Annotated in this window: 18 protein-coding genes; 6 read left to right on the forward strand and 12 right to left on the reverse strand. The window is 67.7% G+C overall.

From position 1 onward, the window contains the following. Positions 1 to 223 precede the first annotated feature (223 nt). The gene (locus tag U4Y91_RS35495) at positions 224 to 712 is read right to left on the reverse strand and encodes an aminoacyl-tRNA deacylase (RefSeq protein WP_044848239.1); all 489 of its coding nucleotides are present in this window, start codon (positions 710 to 712) and stop codon (positions 224 to 226) included. Positions 713 to 1,186: 474 nt separating this feature from the next. Between U4Y91_RS35495 and U4Y91_RS35500 the strand changes: the two genes are divergently transcribed. After that, entirely contained in the window at positions 1,187 to 1,474 is a 288-nt protein-coding gene (locus U4Y91_RS35500; RefSeq protein WP_124485447.1) for a YciI-like protein, read from the forward strand. Between the two features lie 19 nt (positions 1,475 to 1,493). Here U4Y91_RS35500 and corA read toward each other — a convergent pair whose 3' ends face one another. Beyond that, on the reverse strand, positions 1,494 to 2,471 hold the full coding sequence (gene corA / locus U4Y91_RS35505; RefSeq protein ID WP_321808991.1) for a magnesium/cobalt transporter CorA: 978 nt from the start codon (positions 2,469 to 2,471) through the stop codon (positions 1,494 to 1,496). Positions 2,472 to 2,650: 179 nt separating this feature from the next. On the opposite strand from corA, the gene cydX reads away from it, so the two are divergent. After that, positions 2,651 to 2,797 (forward strand): cytochrome bd-I oxidase subunit CydX, encoded by a 147-nt coding sequence (gene cydX, locus U4Y91_RS35510; RefSeq protein ID WP_321808957.1) that lies wholly within the window; start codon positions 2,651 to 2,653, stop codon positions 2,795 to 2,797. After that, complete coding sequence (locus U4Y91_RS35515; RefSeq protein WP_321808958.1) at positions 2,794 to 3,411, forward strand: ATP-binding protein; 618 nt, start codon at positions 2,794 to 2,796, stop codon at positions 3,409 to 3,411. Before cydX ends, U4Y91_RS35515 begins: the two co-directional genes overlap by 4 nt. Positions 3,412 to 3,604: 193 nt before the next feature. On the opposite strand, the gene U4Y91_RS35520 is transcribed toward U4Y91_RS35515, so the two are convergent. Beyond that, positions 3,605 to 4,705: a saccharopine dehydrogenase family protein gene (locus U4Y91_RS35520; protein ID WP_040144221.1), complete on the reverse strand. Its 1,101-nt coding sequence runs from the start codon at positions 4,703 to 4,705 to the stop codon at positions 3,605 to 3,607. A gap of 466 nt (positions 4,706 to 5,171) precedes the next feature. Next, positions 5,172 to 5,636 carry an Lrp/AsnC family transcriptional regulator gene (locus U4Y91_RS35525; protein ID WP_006481526.1) on the reverse strand — a complete coding sequence of 155 codons (465 nt, stop codon included), beginning with the start codon at positions 5,634 to 5,636 and terminating at the stop codon, positions 5,172 to 5,174. A gap of 339 nt (positions 5,637 to 5,975) precedes the next feature. On the opposite strand from U4Y91_RS35525, the gene U4Y91_RS35530 reads away from it, so the two are divergent. Both U4Y91_RS35530 and U4Y91_RS35535 read left to right on the forward strand, forming a co-directional pair. Then, on the forward strand, positions 5,976 to 6,521 hold the full coding sequence (locus U4Y91_RS35530; RefSeq protein ID WP_044848243.1) for a Spy/CpxP family protein refolding chaperone: 546 nt from the start codon (positions 5,976 to 5,978) through the stop codon (positions 6,519 to 6,521). A gap of 132 nt (positions 6,522 to 6,653) precedes the next feature. After that, complete coding sequence (locus U4Y91_RS35535) at positions 6,654 to 7,085, forward strand: PGDYG domain-containing protein (RefSeq protein ID WP_321808959.1); 432 nt, start codon at positions 6,654 to 6,656, stop codon at positions 7,083 to 7,085. A 59-nt stretch (positions 7,086 to 7,144) separates the two neighbouring features. Here U4Y91_RS35535 and U4Y91_RS35540 read toward each other — a convergent pair whose 3' ends face one another. From U4Y91_RS35540 to U4Y91_RS35575, 8 genes are all read right to left on the reverse strand, one after another. Then, entirely contained in the window at positions 7,145 to 7,507 is a 363-nt protein-coding gene (locus U4Y91_RS35540) for a DUF3022 domain-containing protein (protein WP_321808960.1), read from the reverse strand. 13 nt (positions 7,508 to 7,520) lie between these two features. After that, on the reverse strand, positions 7,521 to 8,309 hold the full coding sequence (locus U4Y91_RS35545; protein ID WP_321808961.1) for a YhfC family intramembrane metalloprotease: 789 nt from the start codon (positions 8,307 to 8,309) through the stop codon (positions 7,521 to 7,523). Positions 8,310 to 8,363: 54 nt separating this feature from the next. Beyond that, complete coding sequence (locus U4Y91_RS35550; RefSeq protein WP_321808962.1) at positions 8,364 to 9,407, reverse strand: LacI family DNA-binding transcriptional regulator; 1,044 nt, start codon at positions 9,405 to 9,407, stop codon at positions 8,364 to 8,366. 322 nt (positions 9,408 to 9,729) lie between these two features. After that, positions 9,730 to 10,695 carry an NAD(P)-dependent oxidoreductase gene (locus U4Y91_RS35555; RefSeq protein ID WP_321808963.1) on the reverse strand — a complete coding sequence of 322 codons (966 nt, stop codon included), beginning with the start codon at positions 10,693 to 10,695 and terminating at the stop codon, positions 9,730 to 9,732. 5 nt (positions 10,696 to 10,700) lie between these two features. Beyond that, on the reverse strand, positions 10,701 to 11,981 hold the full coding sequence (locus tag U4Y91_RS35560; RefSeq protein ID WP_321808964.1) for an MFS transporter: 1,281 nt from the start codon (positions 11,979 to 11,981) through the stop codon (positions 10,701 to 10,703). Between the two features lie 165 nt (positions 11,982 to 12,146). Then, positions 12,147 to 13,139, reverse strand: a complete 993-nt coding sequence (locus U4Y91_RS35565) for a sugar kinase (protein ID WP_321808965.1) — start codon at positions 13,137 to 13,139, stop codon at positions 12,147 to 12,149. 28 nt (positions 13,140 to 13,167) lie between these two features. Beyond that, on the reverse strand, positions 13,168 to 13,932 hold the full coding sequence (locus U4Y91_RS35570) for a sugar phosphate isomerase/epimerase (protein ID WP_321808966.1): 765 nt from the start codon (positions 13,930 to 13,932) through the stop codon (positions 13,168 to 13,170). A 162-nt stretch (positions 13,933 to 14,094) separates the two neighbouring features. Next, entirely contained in the window at positions 14,095 to 14,988 is an 894-nt protein-coding gene (locus U4Y91_RS35575; protein ID WP_321808967.1) for a LysR family transcriptional regulator, read from the reverse strand. Positions 14,989 to 15,100: 112 nt separating this feature from the next. Here U4Y91_RS35575 and U4Y91_RS35580 point away from each other — a divergent pair, with 112 nt between their 5' ends. Then, the gene (locus U4Y91_RS35580; protein WP_321808968.1) at positions 15,101 to 16,177 is read left to right on the forward strand and encodes a YeiH family protein; all 1,077 of its coding nucleotides are present in this window, start codon (positions 15,101 to 15,103) and stop codon (positions 16,175 to 16,177) included. Positions 16,178 to 16,209 lie beyond the last annotated feature (32 nt).

Raw genomic sequence — 16,209 nt, forward strand, 5'->3', positions numbered from 1 at the left:
GATTTAACGTTGATAATTGAGATTATGTCAAATATGAAATTTACCCGAAAACACCCCTGAAATCCCTCCCGCACACTGCCCGAATCCTTCCTCACCAGTCACCCGCAGCCACCGTTTTTGCAGCGTGAACCCAGCCTCAGCAAAAACTGCGGCACGCAATGCCCCCGACGGCCGCCCGCCAGACGCCGTCTCCAACCACCGCAAACCGCCCGCAACAGGACGATCAGGACAACCACATCCCCTGCATCTTGTGCGAGAAATGCGCGCGCTCGGCCGTCTCCATCAGCGACAGGAATTCATCCTGCATCATGTGGATCAGTGCTTCGTGGTCGCCGGCCTCGAAATACACTTCCGGCTGCTGCGCGAGATGTTCCTCGAGGAACGTCTTCATCCCGTACGCCATGCAAACCGGCGGCAACGCGCCCAGGTCGCAATCCTTGAAGAGTTCGCGCAGTTCGATTTCCCTGGCGAGCACGAGATGGCGGCCGGTCTTGACCCAGAGGTCCGACAGCCGCACTGCGTGCGACGTCGGCAGCACGGCGGCGACGTAGCCTTCGTCGTCCTCGAGCAGCACGGTTTTCGCGAGGCGATCGCCGGGGATATGCGCGGCGGCGGCCGTCTCCATGCTGGTATGGCTATACGGGTGGTACACGACTTCGTACCGCGATGACTTCTGGCGCAGGCAATCCTGCAGGGTGGCTGAGACAGGCATGGCACACCTCTCTGGACGAATCGGACGAACGAAGTTCGCTCCGGGTTTGTTCAGCATAGGTCGCATTGCGGCCAATGGAAACGCCCTCGCGCGGCGCCCGCACCGACGGCTCGCCCCGGCTTCGGCCCCTTTTCCGCGCAACGCGGTCATCCTTGCCGGCACGCGCAATCCGGGCCCGGAATCCGCATGGAACATGCCTGCCTGCCCCGCCTTTCCTGAAGACACAACCAGACACAACGGGCGATAACGGTTCCGGTGCGAGGACCCCAACACATGTGATGGCGGATCCGCACTAGACCGTTAGTTGCATTTTAACGAAGGGCGTCGAAGCCTGAAAATCATCGTCATCGGCCGCCGGGGATCGACCGGCCACGCACCAACGAGGCCGCCGCAAACCGCGCCGACAAAGACCGAACCTCGCCCTATACTGAGCCAACACCCGTCATCCCGCGGCGGCCGATTCCGGGAGCGACCATGCATTACCAGCTGATCTACGAACTCGTCGACGATTACCTGTCCCGGCGCGAACAGTACCGCGCCGAGCACCTCGCACTCGCGCGGGCGGCAACCGAACGCGGCGAACTCGTGCTCGCCGGCGCGTTGCAGGATCCGGCCGACCAGGCCGTGCTCGTGTTCGAAGGCGATTCGCCGGAAGCCGCCGAATCGTTCGCGCGCGCCGATCCATACGTGCAGAACGGCCTCGTCAAGTCCTGGCGCGTGCGTCCGTGGCGCGTCGTGGTCGGCAAGCACGCCCCGCGCTGACGGGTGCACGGGGCAACGGCTACAGCCACCCCGCCCGCTTGAAGCGCCACCACAACGCGAGATCGGCTCCGACCATCACGGCGATGCAGCCGTAGAAGCCGTACTTGAGGTGCAGTTCGGGCATGTTCGCGAAGTTCATCCCGTAGATGCCGGCGATCATCGTCGGTATCGCGAACAGCGCGGCGAACGAGCCGAGCCGCTTGGTCACCTCGTTCTCCGCGAGCGAGATCATCCCGAGATTGACCTGGATCGCGGTCACGACCATCTCGCGCCGCCCTTCGATCGTCTTCACGATCCGCTGCAGGTGGTCGTACACGTCGCGAAAGTAATGCTCCATCCCGCTGCAGACCTGCGGAATGCGTCCGCCGGTGAGCTTCGCGAGCGGCTCGATCAGCGGCGCCGTGTGCTGGTGCAGCATCACGAGCCGGCGTTTCAGCGAATAGAGATCCTCGATGATCGCGCGCGACGACGCGGGCGTGGCCTTGGTGAAGATGCGGTCCTCGAGTTCCTCGAGCTCGTTGCCGAGCGTCTCGAGGATCGGGAAATAACGGTCGACGACCTGGTCCATCAACGCATAGAACACGAACGCCGACCCTTCCTGCAGCAGATGCGGCTCGCGCTCGCAGCGCTTGCGCACCGCGCGGAAGTCCTGTTCGGTATGGTTACGGATCGACAGCACGTAGTTCGGGCCGACGAACACGTTCAGCTCGCCGACATTGAATTCGCCGTCGTGGTCGAGCTCGACCGTGTGCAGCACCGCGAACAGCGAATCGCCGTACTCCTCGATCTTCGGACGCTGATGCCCCTTGCGGGCATCCTCGAGCGCGAGCTCGTGCAGCCCGAATTCCTCGCCCATCAGGTCGATCTCGTCCGGCGTCGGATCCTTCAGCGCGACCCATACGAAACATTCGGGTTTCGACACGTAGTCGCTGATGACGTCGATATCGATGTCGGCCAGCTTGCGGCCGTCCTGGTATGCAGCACAATTGATCAGCATGATGTCCGTCATGTTGCCGTTATCACACCAGTTTACCGGTTTGCCGCGCGGGCGGCCCGGCTTGCACGGCACGCCGATATTGGTCATGATCGGACTGCGTGCGCCGCGGCATGCGCACGGCATCGCTTCGACAGGTGCACGGCACGGCCGTGCGGCCCAACCGTCAAGGAGACAGACCCATGTGGTATTTCTCGTGGATACTCGGCATCGGCGTGGCGCTCGGCTTCGGCATCATCAACGCGATGTGGCTGGAGGCGGAAGTGTTCTCGAGCGACGACAAGCGCACCGCCGCACCGCGCGCGGATTCGGGGAGCCGGTATTCGTGACGCACCTGGTGTTCTTCTGCGGTCATGCCGGCACCGGCAAGACCACGCTCGCGAAGCGGCTGATCGGGCCGCTGATGCGCGCGACCGGCGAAGCCTTCTGCCTGCTCGACAAGGACACGCTCTACGGCCGCTACAGCTCGGCCGCGATGGGCGCCCTCACCTCCGATCCGAACGACCGCGACAGCCCGCTCTACCTGAAACATCTGCGCGATCCCGAATACCAGGGCCTGCTCGACACGGCCCGCGAGAACCTCGCGCTCGGCATCGGCGCGCTCGTGGTCGGCCCGCTGTCGCGCGAAGTGCGTGACCGGCGCATCCTCGACCGCACGTGGCTCGGCATCGGGCCGGACGTCGCGCTGACGGTCGTGTGGGTCCACACCGCGGAGGACGTCGCGCACCAGCGGATCGTCGCGCGCGGCAATCCGAACGACGCGTACAAGCTCGCGCACTGGGACGAATACCGGCAACGCCGCTTCGTGCCGACCGGCCACGAATGCGACGGCATCGTGATGTTTGACAACACCGCACCGTCCGACGCGGACATCGATGCGCTGCTGTACCGCATCGTGCCGCCCCCGCCGGCGGCAACGATCGTCCCGCCGCTGCCCGCCTGAGCGGCGCGTATCGCCCTGCTCTTCGTCGCTTCGCCATGCCGGGTGAAGGCATCGCGACGCAACGTGTCGATTCGGCCGACGCCAATGCGATCCGTGAAGCCGTGAAGGGCTTCGATGCGCTCGTCAAAAAAACAACGCCGGGAGCGCTGTTGCGCTCCCGGCGTCACACGGCCCTCGTGCCTGAGACCGATCGTCAGGCGACTTCGTGCACGCGCTCCATCGTGCCGCCTTCGTACAGCTTGCCGAAGCGGTTCGCGAGGAACGCCTTCAGCGACACCTTTTCCTGCGGGATGAAACCGCTTTGCGGCAGCTTCTTTTCGCGGAACAGATCCAGCACCGCGCACATCGCGCCGGCCGTCGTGATCTGGATGGCGCTCATGTGCATCCCGCACACGTCCTTCGCGAAGATCTTGCGGGTGAACACGTCCTGCACGAGCTGGCCGTCCTTCACGCCCGTCACTGTGACGAACACGAGCACGACGTCCTGCTTCGTCGACGGCACCGCGCGGCGCATGATCGACTTCAGCGTGTCGCGGTCGCTCGACAGGCGCAGGTCCTCGAGCAGGAACTGCACGAGTTCGCGGTGGCCCGGATAGCGCACCGACTTGTAGTCGAGCGTCTCGACCTTGCCCGACAGCGTCTCGCACAGCGTACCCAGGCCGCCCGACGTGTTGAAGGCTTCGTATTCGGTGCCGTCGAGCGAGAAATGCTCGAGGCCTTCGAGCGGCTGCACCCACTGCTTGCGGCCATCGCGGATCGCTTCGCACGGCTGGCAGTATTCGTTGATCAGGCCGTCGACGCTCCACGTCAGGTTGTACTTCAGCGCGTTGGTCGGATACTCGGGCAGCGCGCCGACGCGCATCTTCACGTCGCGCACTTCGCTGAAGCCGTTCACGAGCTCGTGCGCGGCGATGCCGATGAAGCCCGGTGCGAGGCCGCACTGCGGCATGAACGCGCGGTCCGAACCGTCGGCCAGTTCGCGGATCGCGTGGGTCGCGCGCACGTCTTCGGTCAGGTCGAAGTAATGGACGCCGGCCGCCTTGGCCGCCGCGGCGACGTTGACCGCCAGGTAGTACGGCAGCGCGTTGACGAGCGCATCGAAGCCCTTCACGGCTTCACGGATCGCATTGGCGTCGGCCGAATCGACACGTTGCGTCGCGATGCCTTCACGCGACAGCTTGGCGAGCGCATCCGCATCGCGGTCGAACGCGACGACTTCGTAGTCGCCCGTTTCACGCAGCATGTGAGCAATGGTGTGGCCGATCAGACCTGCGCCGACGATGGCGATTTTCATGCGCTTATCTCCTGATGATGGGTTTGGTGTTGGTGTACGGCATCGAGCCATGAACACAGTTTAGGGACGTGCAAAATCAGTTCCAAGACGAAGAATGATGCGAAACGACCGATACTTTCGACGAAATGACTACACATTTCGTCACAACGACCAAATCATCTAAAAAATGCGTATACGACGTGCCGCAGACGGGCCGCAGACGGGCCGCGATCGACGCGTGTGGACGCGTGTGGACGGACAGGAAGGAAAACGCAAGGCGGGACATGGCAGGCGAATCAATCGTTGCGCGCGCCCGGGCACGCATTCGACACAACGACGCGCGCGTGCAGATGCACGAGGCAACGCCCCGCCCCGCGGCGAGCGCAGGCGGCGGGCATCAAGGCATCAAGGGAAGGGAAAGGAGGAAAAGCCTGCGCGACGAATCGAATCGCGCCGCGGCGTCACACGCGACACCGCATGCGACGCGTCATCCGCCGATCGTGCCGCGATCGATCTTGCGCGACAGAATGATCGACGTCGTCGTGCGCTCGACGCCTTCGAGCGTGCCGATCTGGTCGAGCAGATCGTTGAGCCGTTCCGGCGAATCGGCACGCAACCACGCGACATAGTCGTATTCGCCGCTCACCGCGCACAGCAGCTGCACCTCGGGCATCCGGTCGAGCTTGCGCAGCACGTCCTTGCCGAACTTCGGCGTGAGAATGATGCCGACGTACGCGTAAATGCTCGCGTCGAGCACGTCCTGACCGAGCCGCACGCTGTAACCGGCGATCACGTTGGTACGCTCGAGCCGCGCGATGCGCGCGACGACCGTCGTGCGGGCAACGTCGAGCTGTCGCGCGAGATCGGCGACGCTTGCGCGCGCATCCGCTTGCAGCAGCGCGACGAGTTGCCGGTCGAGGTCGTCGAGTTGGTCGAGGCGAGGAGGACGCATGAGGCTGGGCCGGCGTGCAACGCGCCGGCGAAATGGAACGTGACGCGATGATAGCGCCGAACGCCGGTGCGCCCAAACGGCATCGCACGCGGTCACGGGTTCGCGCGTTCGCATCGCCCCACCTCGTTCGCGCGCGGCGCCCGACGTGCCGATCGAACACCATCGATCGTCGGACTTCACCATGTCCCTTTCAATTTCGATTCGTATCGGATGTAAGCAAGTGTCGCTTTCGCTGCTGCACTGCACGCAACGTGCTACTAATAAGGTGCGACGCGAGATGCGCGCTCGCGGCACTGACCGCCGCGCCCGCTCGCACGACACCACCCCGGAGAGCCACCCATGAAGAAGATCTCGCTCACCCTCGCTACGCTCGCCGTTGCAGCCAGCGCATTCGCGCAAACCCCGCCGCAACCGCAGACGCCCGCTCCGGCGGCGGCAACGGCCGCGTCGGCCCCGAGCGCCGAGCAGCGTGCGGCGCGCCACGAAGCGCGCATCGAGCAGCGCATCAAGTACCTGCACGACCAGTTGAAGATCACGTCGGCGCAGGAACCGCAATGGAAGACGTTCGCCGACACGATGCGCGAGAACGGCGACACGATGGGCCGCCTCTATCGCGCCCGGATGGAAAGCCACGACGTGTCCGCGGTCGACGACATGAAGCAGTACGCGGAACTCGCGCAGGCGAACGCGGACGGCGCGAAAAAGCTCGCCGACGCATTCGCGCCGCTCTACGAGCGCTTCCCGGCCGACCAGAAGGCGCTCGCCGACACGACGTTCCGCAGCTGGCTGCACCACGGCGGCGAACACCGCGGCAAGGGCAAGGCCGCGAGCAAGGAAGGCAAGGCAGCGGCCGCGCCGGCCGCCAGCGCGCCCGCGCAACCCTGACGTCCGCCCCGCCGGCGCCGCGCTGCCCGTCCGGGCCGAACGGCGTCGCGCATCCCGCCGGGAATCCGGCGCGTCACACGGCGCGCCGGATTCGGGATAAGCTCCCGGCTTTTCCCGCACTTCCCCCCTGCCATGCTCGAACTCAAGCACATCGATCTGCGTACCGACCCGCAGGCCCGTCGCGTCGTGAAGGATGAAACCGTCACGGTCGCATTCGCGGATGCCGACGGCGAACTGATGAGCCTCGAAGGCCCGAACCGCTATGTTGCGGGCGACGCGCTGATCACCGGCTCGACCGGCGACCGTTGGGTCGTGTCGCGCGCGCGCTTCGACGCGAAGTACCTGCCCGCCGATCCGGCGCTCGCGCCCGGCGCGCCGGGCGCCTACCGGAACCGGCCGGCCGTCGTGCTCGCCCGCCGCATGGACGAGCCGTTCACGATCGCCCGCTCGGAAAACGGCGACACGCTGAGCGGCATGGCCGGCGACTGGGTCATGCAATATGCACCCGGCGACTATGGCGTCGTGCAGGCGCAGCGCTTCGCGCAGGTTTATCGCGACGCGTAAGCGCGCGTCGCGTGACACGCGCTGCGCCGCATCGAGCCGGCGCGCGCCGGCGTCACCGCTCACGCAAAGTCTTCGTCGAGTTCGAGTTCGGCGTCGCGCTCGACGGCTTCACCCGCCGCGTGCCGCTCCTCGAGCGAGCCCAGCATCGCTTCCGTGTACGCATGCAGCACCGCGTGGCTGCGGGCACGCTGCATCGGCCTGAGCGCCAGATAGCGCGCCAGCGCGGCCGGCACGATGCGGATATCGAGCGTCATCCGTTTCGGCGTCGAACCGAAACGCATCGCGAGCCACTGCACGGACAGGAAGCGCCCGCGTTCGTCGCTGCTTTCGGCAAAACGCGTCTGCTCCGGAAAGAGATCGCAGATCACGCGCGCGAGCGCGTCGAATTCCGCGCTCTGGCATTCGATCAGATAGTCGTCCACTCCGCCTCTCCCGTCAGACCGCCGCACGCGGCGACCGGCACGTCTTCACCAGCACGGCGACCAGGATCGCGGTCAGCACGAAATACACGGCCTCGATCGATCCGGCCGGCAGCACGCGCACCTGGTACAGCAACGCCGGTGCAGCCGCCAGCGCATGCAGCACGATCGCGAGCGGCAGTACGCCCGCGCGGCCGGCACGCACGCCGCGCCAGACCAGCACCGACAGCGCGAGCTGCACCGCAAACGCCGCGCAGCGCTCGATCAGCAACAGCAGGATCGACTGTGCCGACAGCGTCGCCAGCATCACGTGCAGCCGCACGACGGTATCGCCCGGCAGGTCCGCGAGCTGCGTCTCGAGCTGCCCGCGGCTCGCGAGCCACGCGAGATACGACCACTGGCCCCAGACGAGCACACCGACGAACCAGACTTCGGCACCGGCATGGCCGATCCCGTAGCCGATGCCGCGCCCGTCGCCGGCCGACGCGCCGTAGCGGCGGTTCAGGAACCGCATCCCGAGATAACGGCCGACTTCCTCGAACACGGCGGTCGCGAGCGCGCTGTACGCAACGAATGCGAGCGGCTGCGTGAGCCAGCCGCCGGCGGGCGTCTGGCTCAGCACGAGGCCATGGAATGCGCGTTCGACGATCATCGCGAACAGCGTGAAGACGGCGACGCCGACGATCGTGTCGCGGCGGTCGAGCGCAAGCGGCTTGCGCAGGGTACGGAAGAGAACGAACGGCAGTAGCGCGATGATCAGCGTGGCGGCGATCAGCACCGCCAGCGTGACGGGAGCGACAGTCATGAATTTCCTTGTTCGGGGCAGCGCACCTGACGCGCCGCGTGCCCCGCATGATACTCAGCTTGCGGTCGACGCGCGCGCAATCAGCTCGCCCGGCAGCATCGCGACGCGCACGTCGCCGACCGCGCCGTCGATGCGCTCGTGCACGAATTCGACGGCCTTGTAGCCGATCTCGTAGGTCGGCTGGCGGATCGTCGTGATGCCGATCAGCTCGGCCCACTCCGGATCGTCGATCGACAGCAGCGCGGCCTGTTCCTGCCACGCGGCGCCGAAGCGTGCGCGCAGGTGGCGCGCGATCGCGAGCGCGACCGGCGCGTTCGCGGCGAACAGCGCCGCCCGCACGCCGCGCTGCGTGGCCGCGTCGACGCGTGCGTCGAGGTCGGCGAGCGCTGCTGCGGCCGCGGCCGGCTCGTTCAGGTCGAGCACGACCGTCGGCGGCACCGGCAGCCCGCGCGCGTCGAGCGCCGCGCGGAACGCGGCCTCGCGCAGGCGCCGCGAGCTGACGTGCTCGAACGGCTGCACGACGAAATGAATCGCATCGAAGCCGCGCGCGATCAGGTGCGCGAGCGCCGTCTCGATCGCATCGGTGTTGTCGAGTCCGATCAGGTCCGCCTCGAAGCCCTCGACCGTGCGGTCGACGAGCACGGCCGGGATGCCGCCGCCGCGCAGCGGGCGCAACACGTCTTCCTCGGCGCCCAGCGCATTGACGATCAGCCCTTCGACCCGGTAGGTCGTGAGCAGCTGCAGGAAGCGCCGCTCCATCTCGACTTCATTCGCTGCGTGGCAGATGAGCGGCATGTAGCCGAGCGCGTGGCACGCGGCCTCGACGCCCTGCAGCACTTCGACGGTATAGGGATTGGTCAGGTCGGCCGCGAGCATGCCGAGCAGCCGGTTGCGGCCGCGCTTCAGCCCGCGCGCCATCTGGTTCGGCCGGTAGTTGAGGCGCGCGATCGCCGTCTCGATCCGCTGGCGCAGATCGGCGGACAGCACGTGCGTCTCGCCGTTCAGATAGCGCGAAACGCTGGTCTTGCCCGTGCCGGCTTCGCGTGCGACATCGCTGATCGTCGCCGGACGCTGCGTGGAAGGTTGCGAATCGCTCAAGTCGTGCCTCGCGACGTACGATCCGCGCCGCTTCGTGTGCGGACGGACCTTTGTTGTTGGATACGAAAGCCAGCCGGCGCACGCCGCCGCTCCCCTGCTTCGCGGTCGATCGAAGCCGGCGCATTCGCGCCCGCTCCGCTCGCCTGACACGCACGGCGATCGGCCGCACCGGGCTGGCGCGGATGCCCGTCGCCGGACGCCGCCGGCCGCGTGGCCGGGTCGTCGATGCGCGACGAGCGGGCGATCATAACGCAGCCTGCCCTCCCGCACCAAGACCATCGACTCTAACGGCAGCGGCGGCCCCCCGGCCGGCCGCCGCCGCTCAGACGCGCGCGAGCGCGTCCGGATTGACGAGATTCGTGCGCAGCGTGCCGGCCAGCGCGCCGACCAGGTTTTCTGCGGCGCAGCGCGCCATCGCATGGCGCGTCTCGTGCGTCGCCGAGCCGATATGCGGCAGCGCGACGACGTTGCTCATCCGCAGCAGCGGCGAGTCCGCCGCCAGCGGCTCCTTCTCGAACACGTCGAGCCCCGCGCCGCGGATCGTGCCGGCCCGCAGCGCGTCGATCAGCGCGGCCTCGTCGACCACCGGCCCGCGCGACGCGTTGATCAGGATCGCGCCGCGCTTCATCTTCGCGAATTCGGCCGCGCCGATCAGGTGATGCGTTTCCGGCGACAGCGGCACCTGCAGGCACACGAAGTCCGACTGCGCGAGCAGTTCGTCGAGCGTCACGCGGCGGGCGCCGTACTGCGTCTCGGCTTCGGCGTGCGCGGCACGGTTCGTGTACAGCACCTGCATCCGGAAGCCGAGCGCCGCGCGGCGCGCGACCGCGCCGCCGATCCTCCCGAGCCCGACGATGCCGAGCGTCTTGCCCTGCACGTCGGTGCCGTACAGATCGGGGCCGATGCTGCGCTGCCAGTGGCCGGCCTTCACCCACTCCGCCAGTTCGACCACACGCCGCGCGGACGCGAGGATCAACGAGAACACGGTATCGGCGGTCGATTCGGTCAGCACGTCGGGCGTATGCGCGAGCACGATCCCGCGCCGCGTGAGATCCGCGACGTCGAAGTTGTCGTAGCCGACCGAGATCGTCGACCAGGCCTTCAGCCGCGGCGCGCGATCGAGCATCTGCGGCGTGACCTTCAGGCTCGCGCCGATCGCGCCGTCCGCGTCGCCGAGGGCGTCGGCGAGCGCGTCGGCGCCGTCGGCCTGCACGAGCTCCGCGTGCTCGCGCAGGTACGCGAGAACGTCATCGGGCAGCGGCTTGTACGCGACGATACGAGGCTTCATCGTTTTCATTTTCCTTGCAGCGGCGTCGCGAGCGGGTGCGCATCGCGCGCCTGGGGTTTGACGGACAGCGTGAGGATCACCGCGGCGATGAGCGCGACGCTCATGAACGCATACGATGCGACGGGCGACCCGGTCGCCCCGTTCAGGTAGCCGACGAAATACGAGCCGACGAACGAGCCGAGCGCGCCCATGCTGTTGATCAGCGCCATCGCGCCGCCGGCGACGTTCCTCGGCAGCAGTTCCGGCACGATCGCGAAGAACGGGCCGTACGGCGCGTACATCGCGGCGCCCGCGACGACCAGCAGCGCATACGAGATCCAGAAATGCGACGAGCCGAGCGCATACGACGCGGCGAACGCGGCCGCGCCGACCAGCAGGAACGGCCACACGAAGCCGCGGCGCGAGCCGACCTTGTCGGACGCCCACGACGCGACCAGCATCGCGATCGTCGCCGCGAGGTACGGCAGCGCCGACAGCCAGCCGGTCGCGACCATGCCAAGCTCGGAGCCGTTCTTGACGATCGACGGCAGCCACAGCACGAAGCCGTACACGCCGATGCTCCAGCAGAAGTACTGCGCGCACAGCTTGATCACGGCCGGCGAGCGGAACGCCTCGCCGTAGTTGCGCACGGGCTTGATCGCCGCCTGTTCGGCCGCGAGCGCGGCGTCGAGGTCGCGCTTTTCCTGCGCGGTGAGCCACGGCGAATCGGCCGGCTTGTCCTGCACGAGGAACCACCAGCATACGGCCCAGATGATGGCCGGCACGCCTTCGGCGATGAACATGTGGCGCCAGCCGAATTCGTGCACGAGATAGCCCGACACGATCGACATCCACAGCACCGTGACCGGGTTGCCGAGGATCAGGAACGTGTTCGCGCGCGAGCGTTCGTTCTTCGTGAACCAGTTGCTGATGTAGATCAGCATCGCCGGCATCACCGCCGCCTCGACCACGCCGAGCACGAAGCGGATCGCCATCAGCGACGGGATGTTGGCGACCACCCCCGTGAGCGCCGCGCACGCGCCCCACAGCACGAGGCTGACGAACACGAGCTTCTTGACGCTGCGGCGCTCCGCATAGATCGCGCCCGGAATCTGGAAGAAGAAGTAGCCGAGGAAGAACAGCGCGCCGATCAGCGACGACAGGCCCTTGCTGATCCCCAGGTCCTGGTTGATGCCGGCTGCGGCCGCGAACCCGTAGTTCGCGCGGTCGAGGTAAGCGAGGCTGTAGGTGATGAACACGATCGGCATGATCGTCCACCAGCGTCGTGCTGCGAGATTGGCTGCCATCAAAGTGTCTCCTTGGGTGATCGGAGTGGGCGGGTCAAACGCCCGGCTCCGCTCCCGTCCTTTCGGGAATCGACCGGCGTCGGCGCGATGGCGCCTGCTCCGGCCTCATGCAAAACCGTGCACGAAGCACGAATTGGGTCCGCGGATTGTGCCGTGTCCGGCCTCTCATTGCGCGGTGACGGTTTCCTCTAAGCGATCGGCGCGATTGCTGACGTTTTCGAGCCGATCGAGCGCCGTGCGGGTCGGCAAGCCTTCCGAATCGCCGATCACCTGGATCGCGAGCGCCCCGATGCGATTGCCGCGCGCGACCGCCTGCTCGACGGAGCGGCCTTCCAGCAGCGCGCTGACCACGCCGACCGCGAAGCCGTCGCCGGCGCCGACCGTGTCGACCACGTTCGCGACACGCTCGCCCGCCACCGTGCCCTCGCGGCCGTCGGCCGTGCGGAAGTACGCGCCCTCGGCGCCCAGCTTGATCACCACGCCGCGCGCCCCCTGTGCCAGGTAGAAGGCCGCGATGTCGGCCGGCGTGTCGTGCCCGGTGAGCTGCTGCCCTTCGGCCAGGCCCGGCAGCACCCAGTCGGCGAGCGACGCGAGCGCGTTCAGCGTCTTCGCCATCACGTCGGCGGACGGCCACAGCGTCGGGCGCAGGTTCGGATCGAACGAGATCGTCTTGCCGGCCGCACGCATCTCGCGCGCCAGCCGGAACGCAAGCTCGCACGACGTCGCGGAGATCGCTGGTGCGACGCCCGTCAAATGCAGATGCCGTGCGCCGAGCACGTAGTCGGCCACGTAGTCGTCGCACGACAGGTGGCTCGCGGCCGAGCCCTTGCGGAAATATTCGACGGTCGGGTCGCTGCCGTCGTCGTTGCGCGACTTCAGCTGGAAGCCGGTCGGATAGCGCGGATCGACGGTCACGCACGACGCGTCGATGCCTTCGCGCGCGAGCGTGTCGAGCACGTAGCCGCCGAACGAATCGCGGCCCACCCGGCTCATCCAGCCGACCCGGAAGCCGAGCCGCGACAGGCCGATCGCGACGTTCAGGTCCGCGCCCGCGATCCGTTTCGTGAATTGCGCGGCGTGCGCGAGGTGGCCGGGCTCGGCGGCGACGAACATCGCCATCGCTTCGCCGTAGGTCACGACATCGAGTGCTGCCTTCATGAGTGCATTCCTCCGTATCCTTCGGGCGTCACGCGGCGGCGAGCCACGCGACGCGCCGGCCGGCATCGCCCGCCAGGTCGGCCGCATCGAACGGGAATTCGATGCCGCGCGGCGCCGCTTGCGGCAGGGCCGCGAGCACGCCCGTGACGAGCGTGTCGCCCGACGCCGGCGCCACCGCGAAACGGCGCGCGCCCTCGCCAGCGACCGCCTTGCAATGAATGTATTCCACATGCGGCGCGAGTGCGTGCGCGCATGCGAGCGGCGCTTCGCCCGGCCACTGCCAGTTGCCGATGTCGAACGTCATGCCGAGCGCATCGGGCGCGCCCGCTTCGGCCAGCGCCGCGAACAGCCCGCTGAATTGCGCGAGCGCGCCGCCCACCGGTAGCTGGCCGTTCTCGACCACCACGCGGGCACGCGCGCCGCGCGACAGCGCGACGATCTCGGCTGCGTGCGCGTCGCCGGCGAAGCCGCCGAGCTGGAACTTGACGAAGCGCGCGCCGAGCGCGTCGGCTTCGACGAGCGTGTCGCGCAGCGCGTCGGCATCGAGCGCGCCGGTTTCCGTGTACAACGTGGCCGGCGTCGAATAGACCGACCACAGCCCTTGCGCGGCGAGTGCCGTGCCGAGCTCGGCCAGCGCGCCGGGCGTCGCGTCGTCGTCCGATGCGAACAGTTCGCGCCGCACCTCGAAACCGGTCGCGCCGGATGCCGCCGCGGTCGCGATGAATGCACGGTGGCCCTCCTGACGCACGCGGTCCATCCCGAATGCGCTCGCCACGATCACGATGTCTGCCATGTCTGCCCTTTTTTCTCCGGAATGGAACCGGTTCCATTTGCTTGAGACGGATGGTGCGCTTCGCCCCGGGTGCACGCCATAGAGGAAATCCCTAAGGACGGCCGCCGCACGAACGTGCGCGGGCGCATGGGCATCCGGCGTTCCCGGACCGGCTTCGATCGCCTATCCGGCGTCGTGCGCGAGGCTCATTTCGAGGAACTGGGCGGCCACGCGCGACGGCGCCGCGCCGTGCGGCACCAGGATCGAGAAATGACGCGTGAGCGGCGCGGGGGCGAGCGAGCGCGGCACGAGCACCGCGTCCTCGTGACGCAGCGACATCGCGGACACGAAGCCGACGCCCATCCCCGCGCGCACGGCCTCCTTCACGGCCTCGACGCCGGCAATCTCGAACGCGACACGCATCGGCGCGCCGCCGTGCGCGAACGCGCGTTCCACGAGTTGCCGCACACCGGAGCCCTCCTCGCGCAGCACGAGCGGATGCGCGGCAAGTGCCTCGAGCGTGACGCCGGCTTCGTACTCGGGGGCGGCGAGCGCATGCCCGGCCGGCACGACCGCGACGATCTCGTCCTCGTGCCATGCATGCACGGCGGTGCCGGGCGGCAGCGCCTCGCCGGGCGGCCCTTCGATCATCGCAATGTCGAGCGATGCCAGCGCGGCGACCACGTCGGCCGTGTTGCCGCTCATCGTGTGGATCGCCACCCGCGGCACGCGCGGCTGGAACGCCGCGATCAGGTACGGCAGCAGGTAGCTGGCCGGCGTCGTGCTCGCGCCGATCCGCAGCGTGCCGGCATCAAGCCCGCGCACCGCGTCGCGAAACGCGCGCGCCTGCGCGAACGTGTCGCGCTGGGCCTTCGCGTACTGCGCGAGCTGTTCGCCGACCGGCGTCAGGCGGATCCCGCGGCCGTCACGCTGGTACAGCGGCTCGCCGAACTCGTCCTGCAGCAGGCGCAGCTGGCCCGACACGGCCGGCTGCGACAGATGCAGCGCCACGGCAGCGCGGCTGATGTTCAGATGTTCGGCGACGGCCGCGAACGTTATCAGTTGATCCGGGGTCATGGGGATGAATTATCGGCTTTCCGGATAGTTTACGTCACAAATCACAATTTCTCATATCGATATAACCAAATTAGGATTAGGCCATCGCAACCTGTTTTCATCACGGTGCCCCATGTCCACTGCTCCGACTCCTCATCTCAGCCACGCCGCGCCGTCGCTGCGCGGCCAGTTGAACGGCGTGCTGTTCGTCGCGCTGTTCGCCGCCGCCGTCACCAGCCTGTCCGAACTTCCGGCGATCGCCGGGCTCGGCCTGTCGCCGCTGATCGTCGGCATCGTCGCCGGTGCGCTGTACGGCAACGCGCTGCGCGACGGCATGCCCGCGAGCTGGGCGGCCGGCGTCAACTTTTCCGCGCGCAAGCTGCTGCGCATCGCGGTCGCGTTCTTCGGCCTGCGCGTGAGCCTGCAGGAGATCGCGCAGGTTGGCCTGCCGGGCCTGACGGTGTCGGTGCTGATCGTCGTCAGCACGCTTGCGATCGGCACCTGGGTCGGCATGAAGGTGATGAAGCTCGATCGCGACGCGGCGTTTTTGACCGCCGCCGGCAGCGCGATCTGCGGTGCGGCCGCCGTGCTCGCGTTCGAGTCGACGCTGCAGTCGAAGCCGCACCAGAGCGCGATGGCCGTGGGCAGCGTGGTGCTGTTCGGCACGCTGTCGATGTTCCTGTACCCGTTCGCGTATCACGCCGGCCTGCTCAACCTCGACCCGACCGGCCTCGGCCTGTTCTTCGGCGGCACGATCCACGAGGTCGCGCAGGTGGTCGGCGCGGCGAGCGACATCAGTCCGGAGGTCACGCACGTCGCGACCATCGTGAAGATGACCCGCGTGATGCTGCTGGTGCCGGTGCTGCTCACGCTCGGCTGGTGGCTCGCCCGCTCCGCGCGCTCGGCAGATGCGACCGCCGACGGCGCGCAGGGCAAGCGCAAGGTCGCGGTGCCGTGGTTCGCGCTCGGCTTCCTCGGCTTCGTGATCGTCAATTCGCTGGACGTGCTGCCCGCCGACGTCACGCACACGCTGAACCTGCTCGACACCTTCGCGCTGACGATGGCGATGACCGCGCTCGGCATCGAGACCCGCGTGTCGCAGATCCGCGAGGCCGGCCCGCGCGCCCTGACCACCGGCCTGATCCTGTACGTGTGGCTGATCGCCGGCGGCTACGGGATCACCTGGGCGGTACAGCACTGGCGTGGCTGAGCCGCGCAGCCACGCCGCGACACGCGCCGCGC

Source organism: Burkholderia sp. BCC1993 (assembly GCF_905339865.1).
Classification (GTDB): domain Bacteria; phylum Pseudomonadota; class Gammaproteobacteria; order Burkholderiales; family Burkholderiaceae; genus Burkholderia.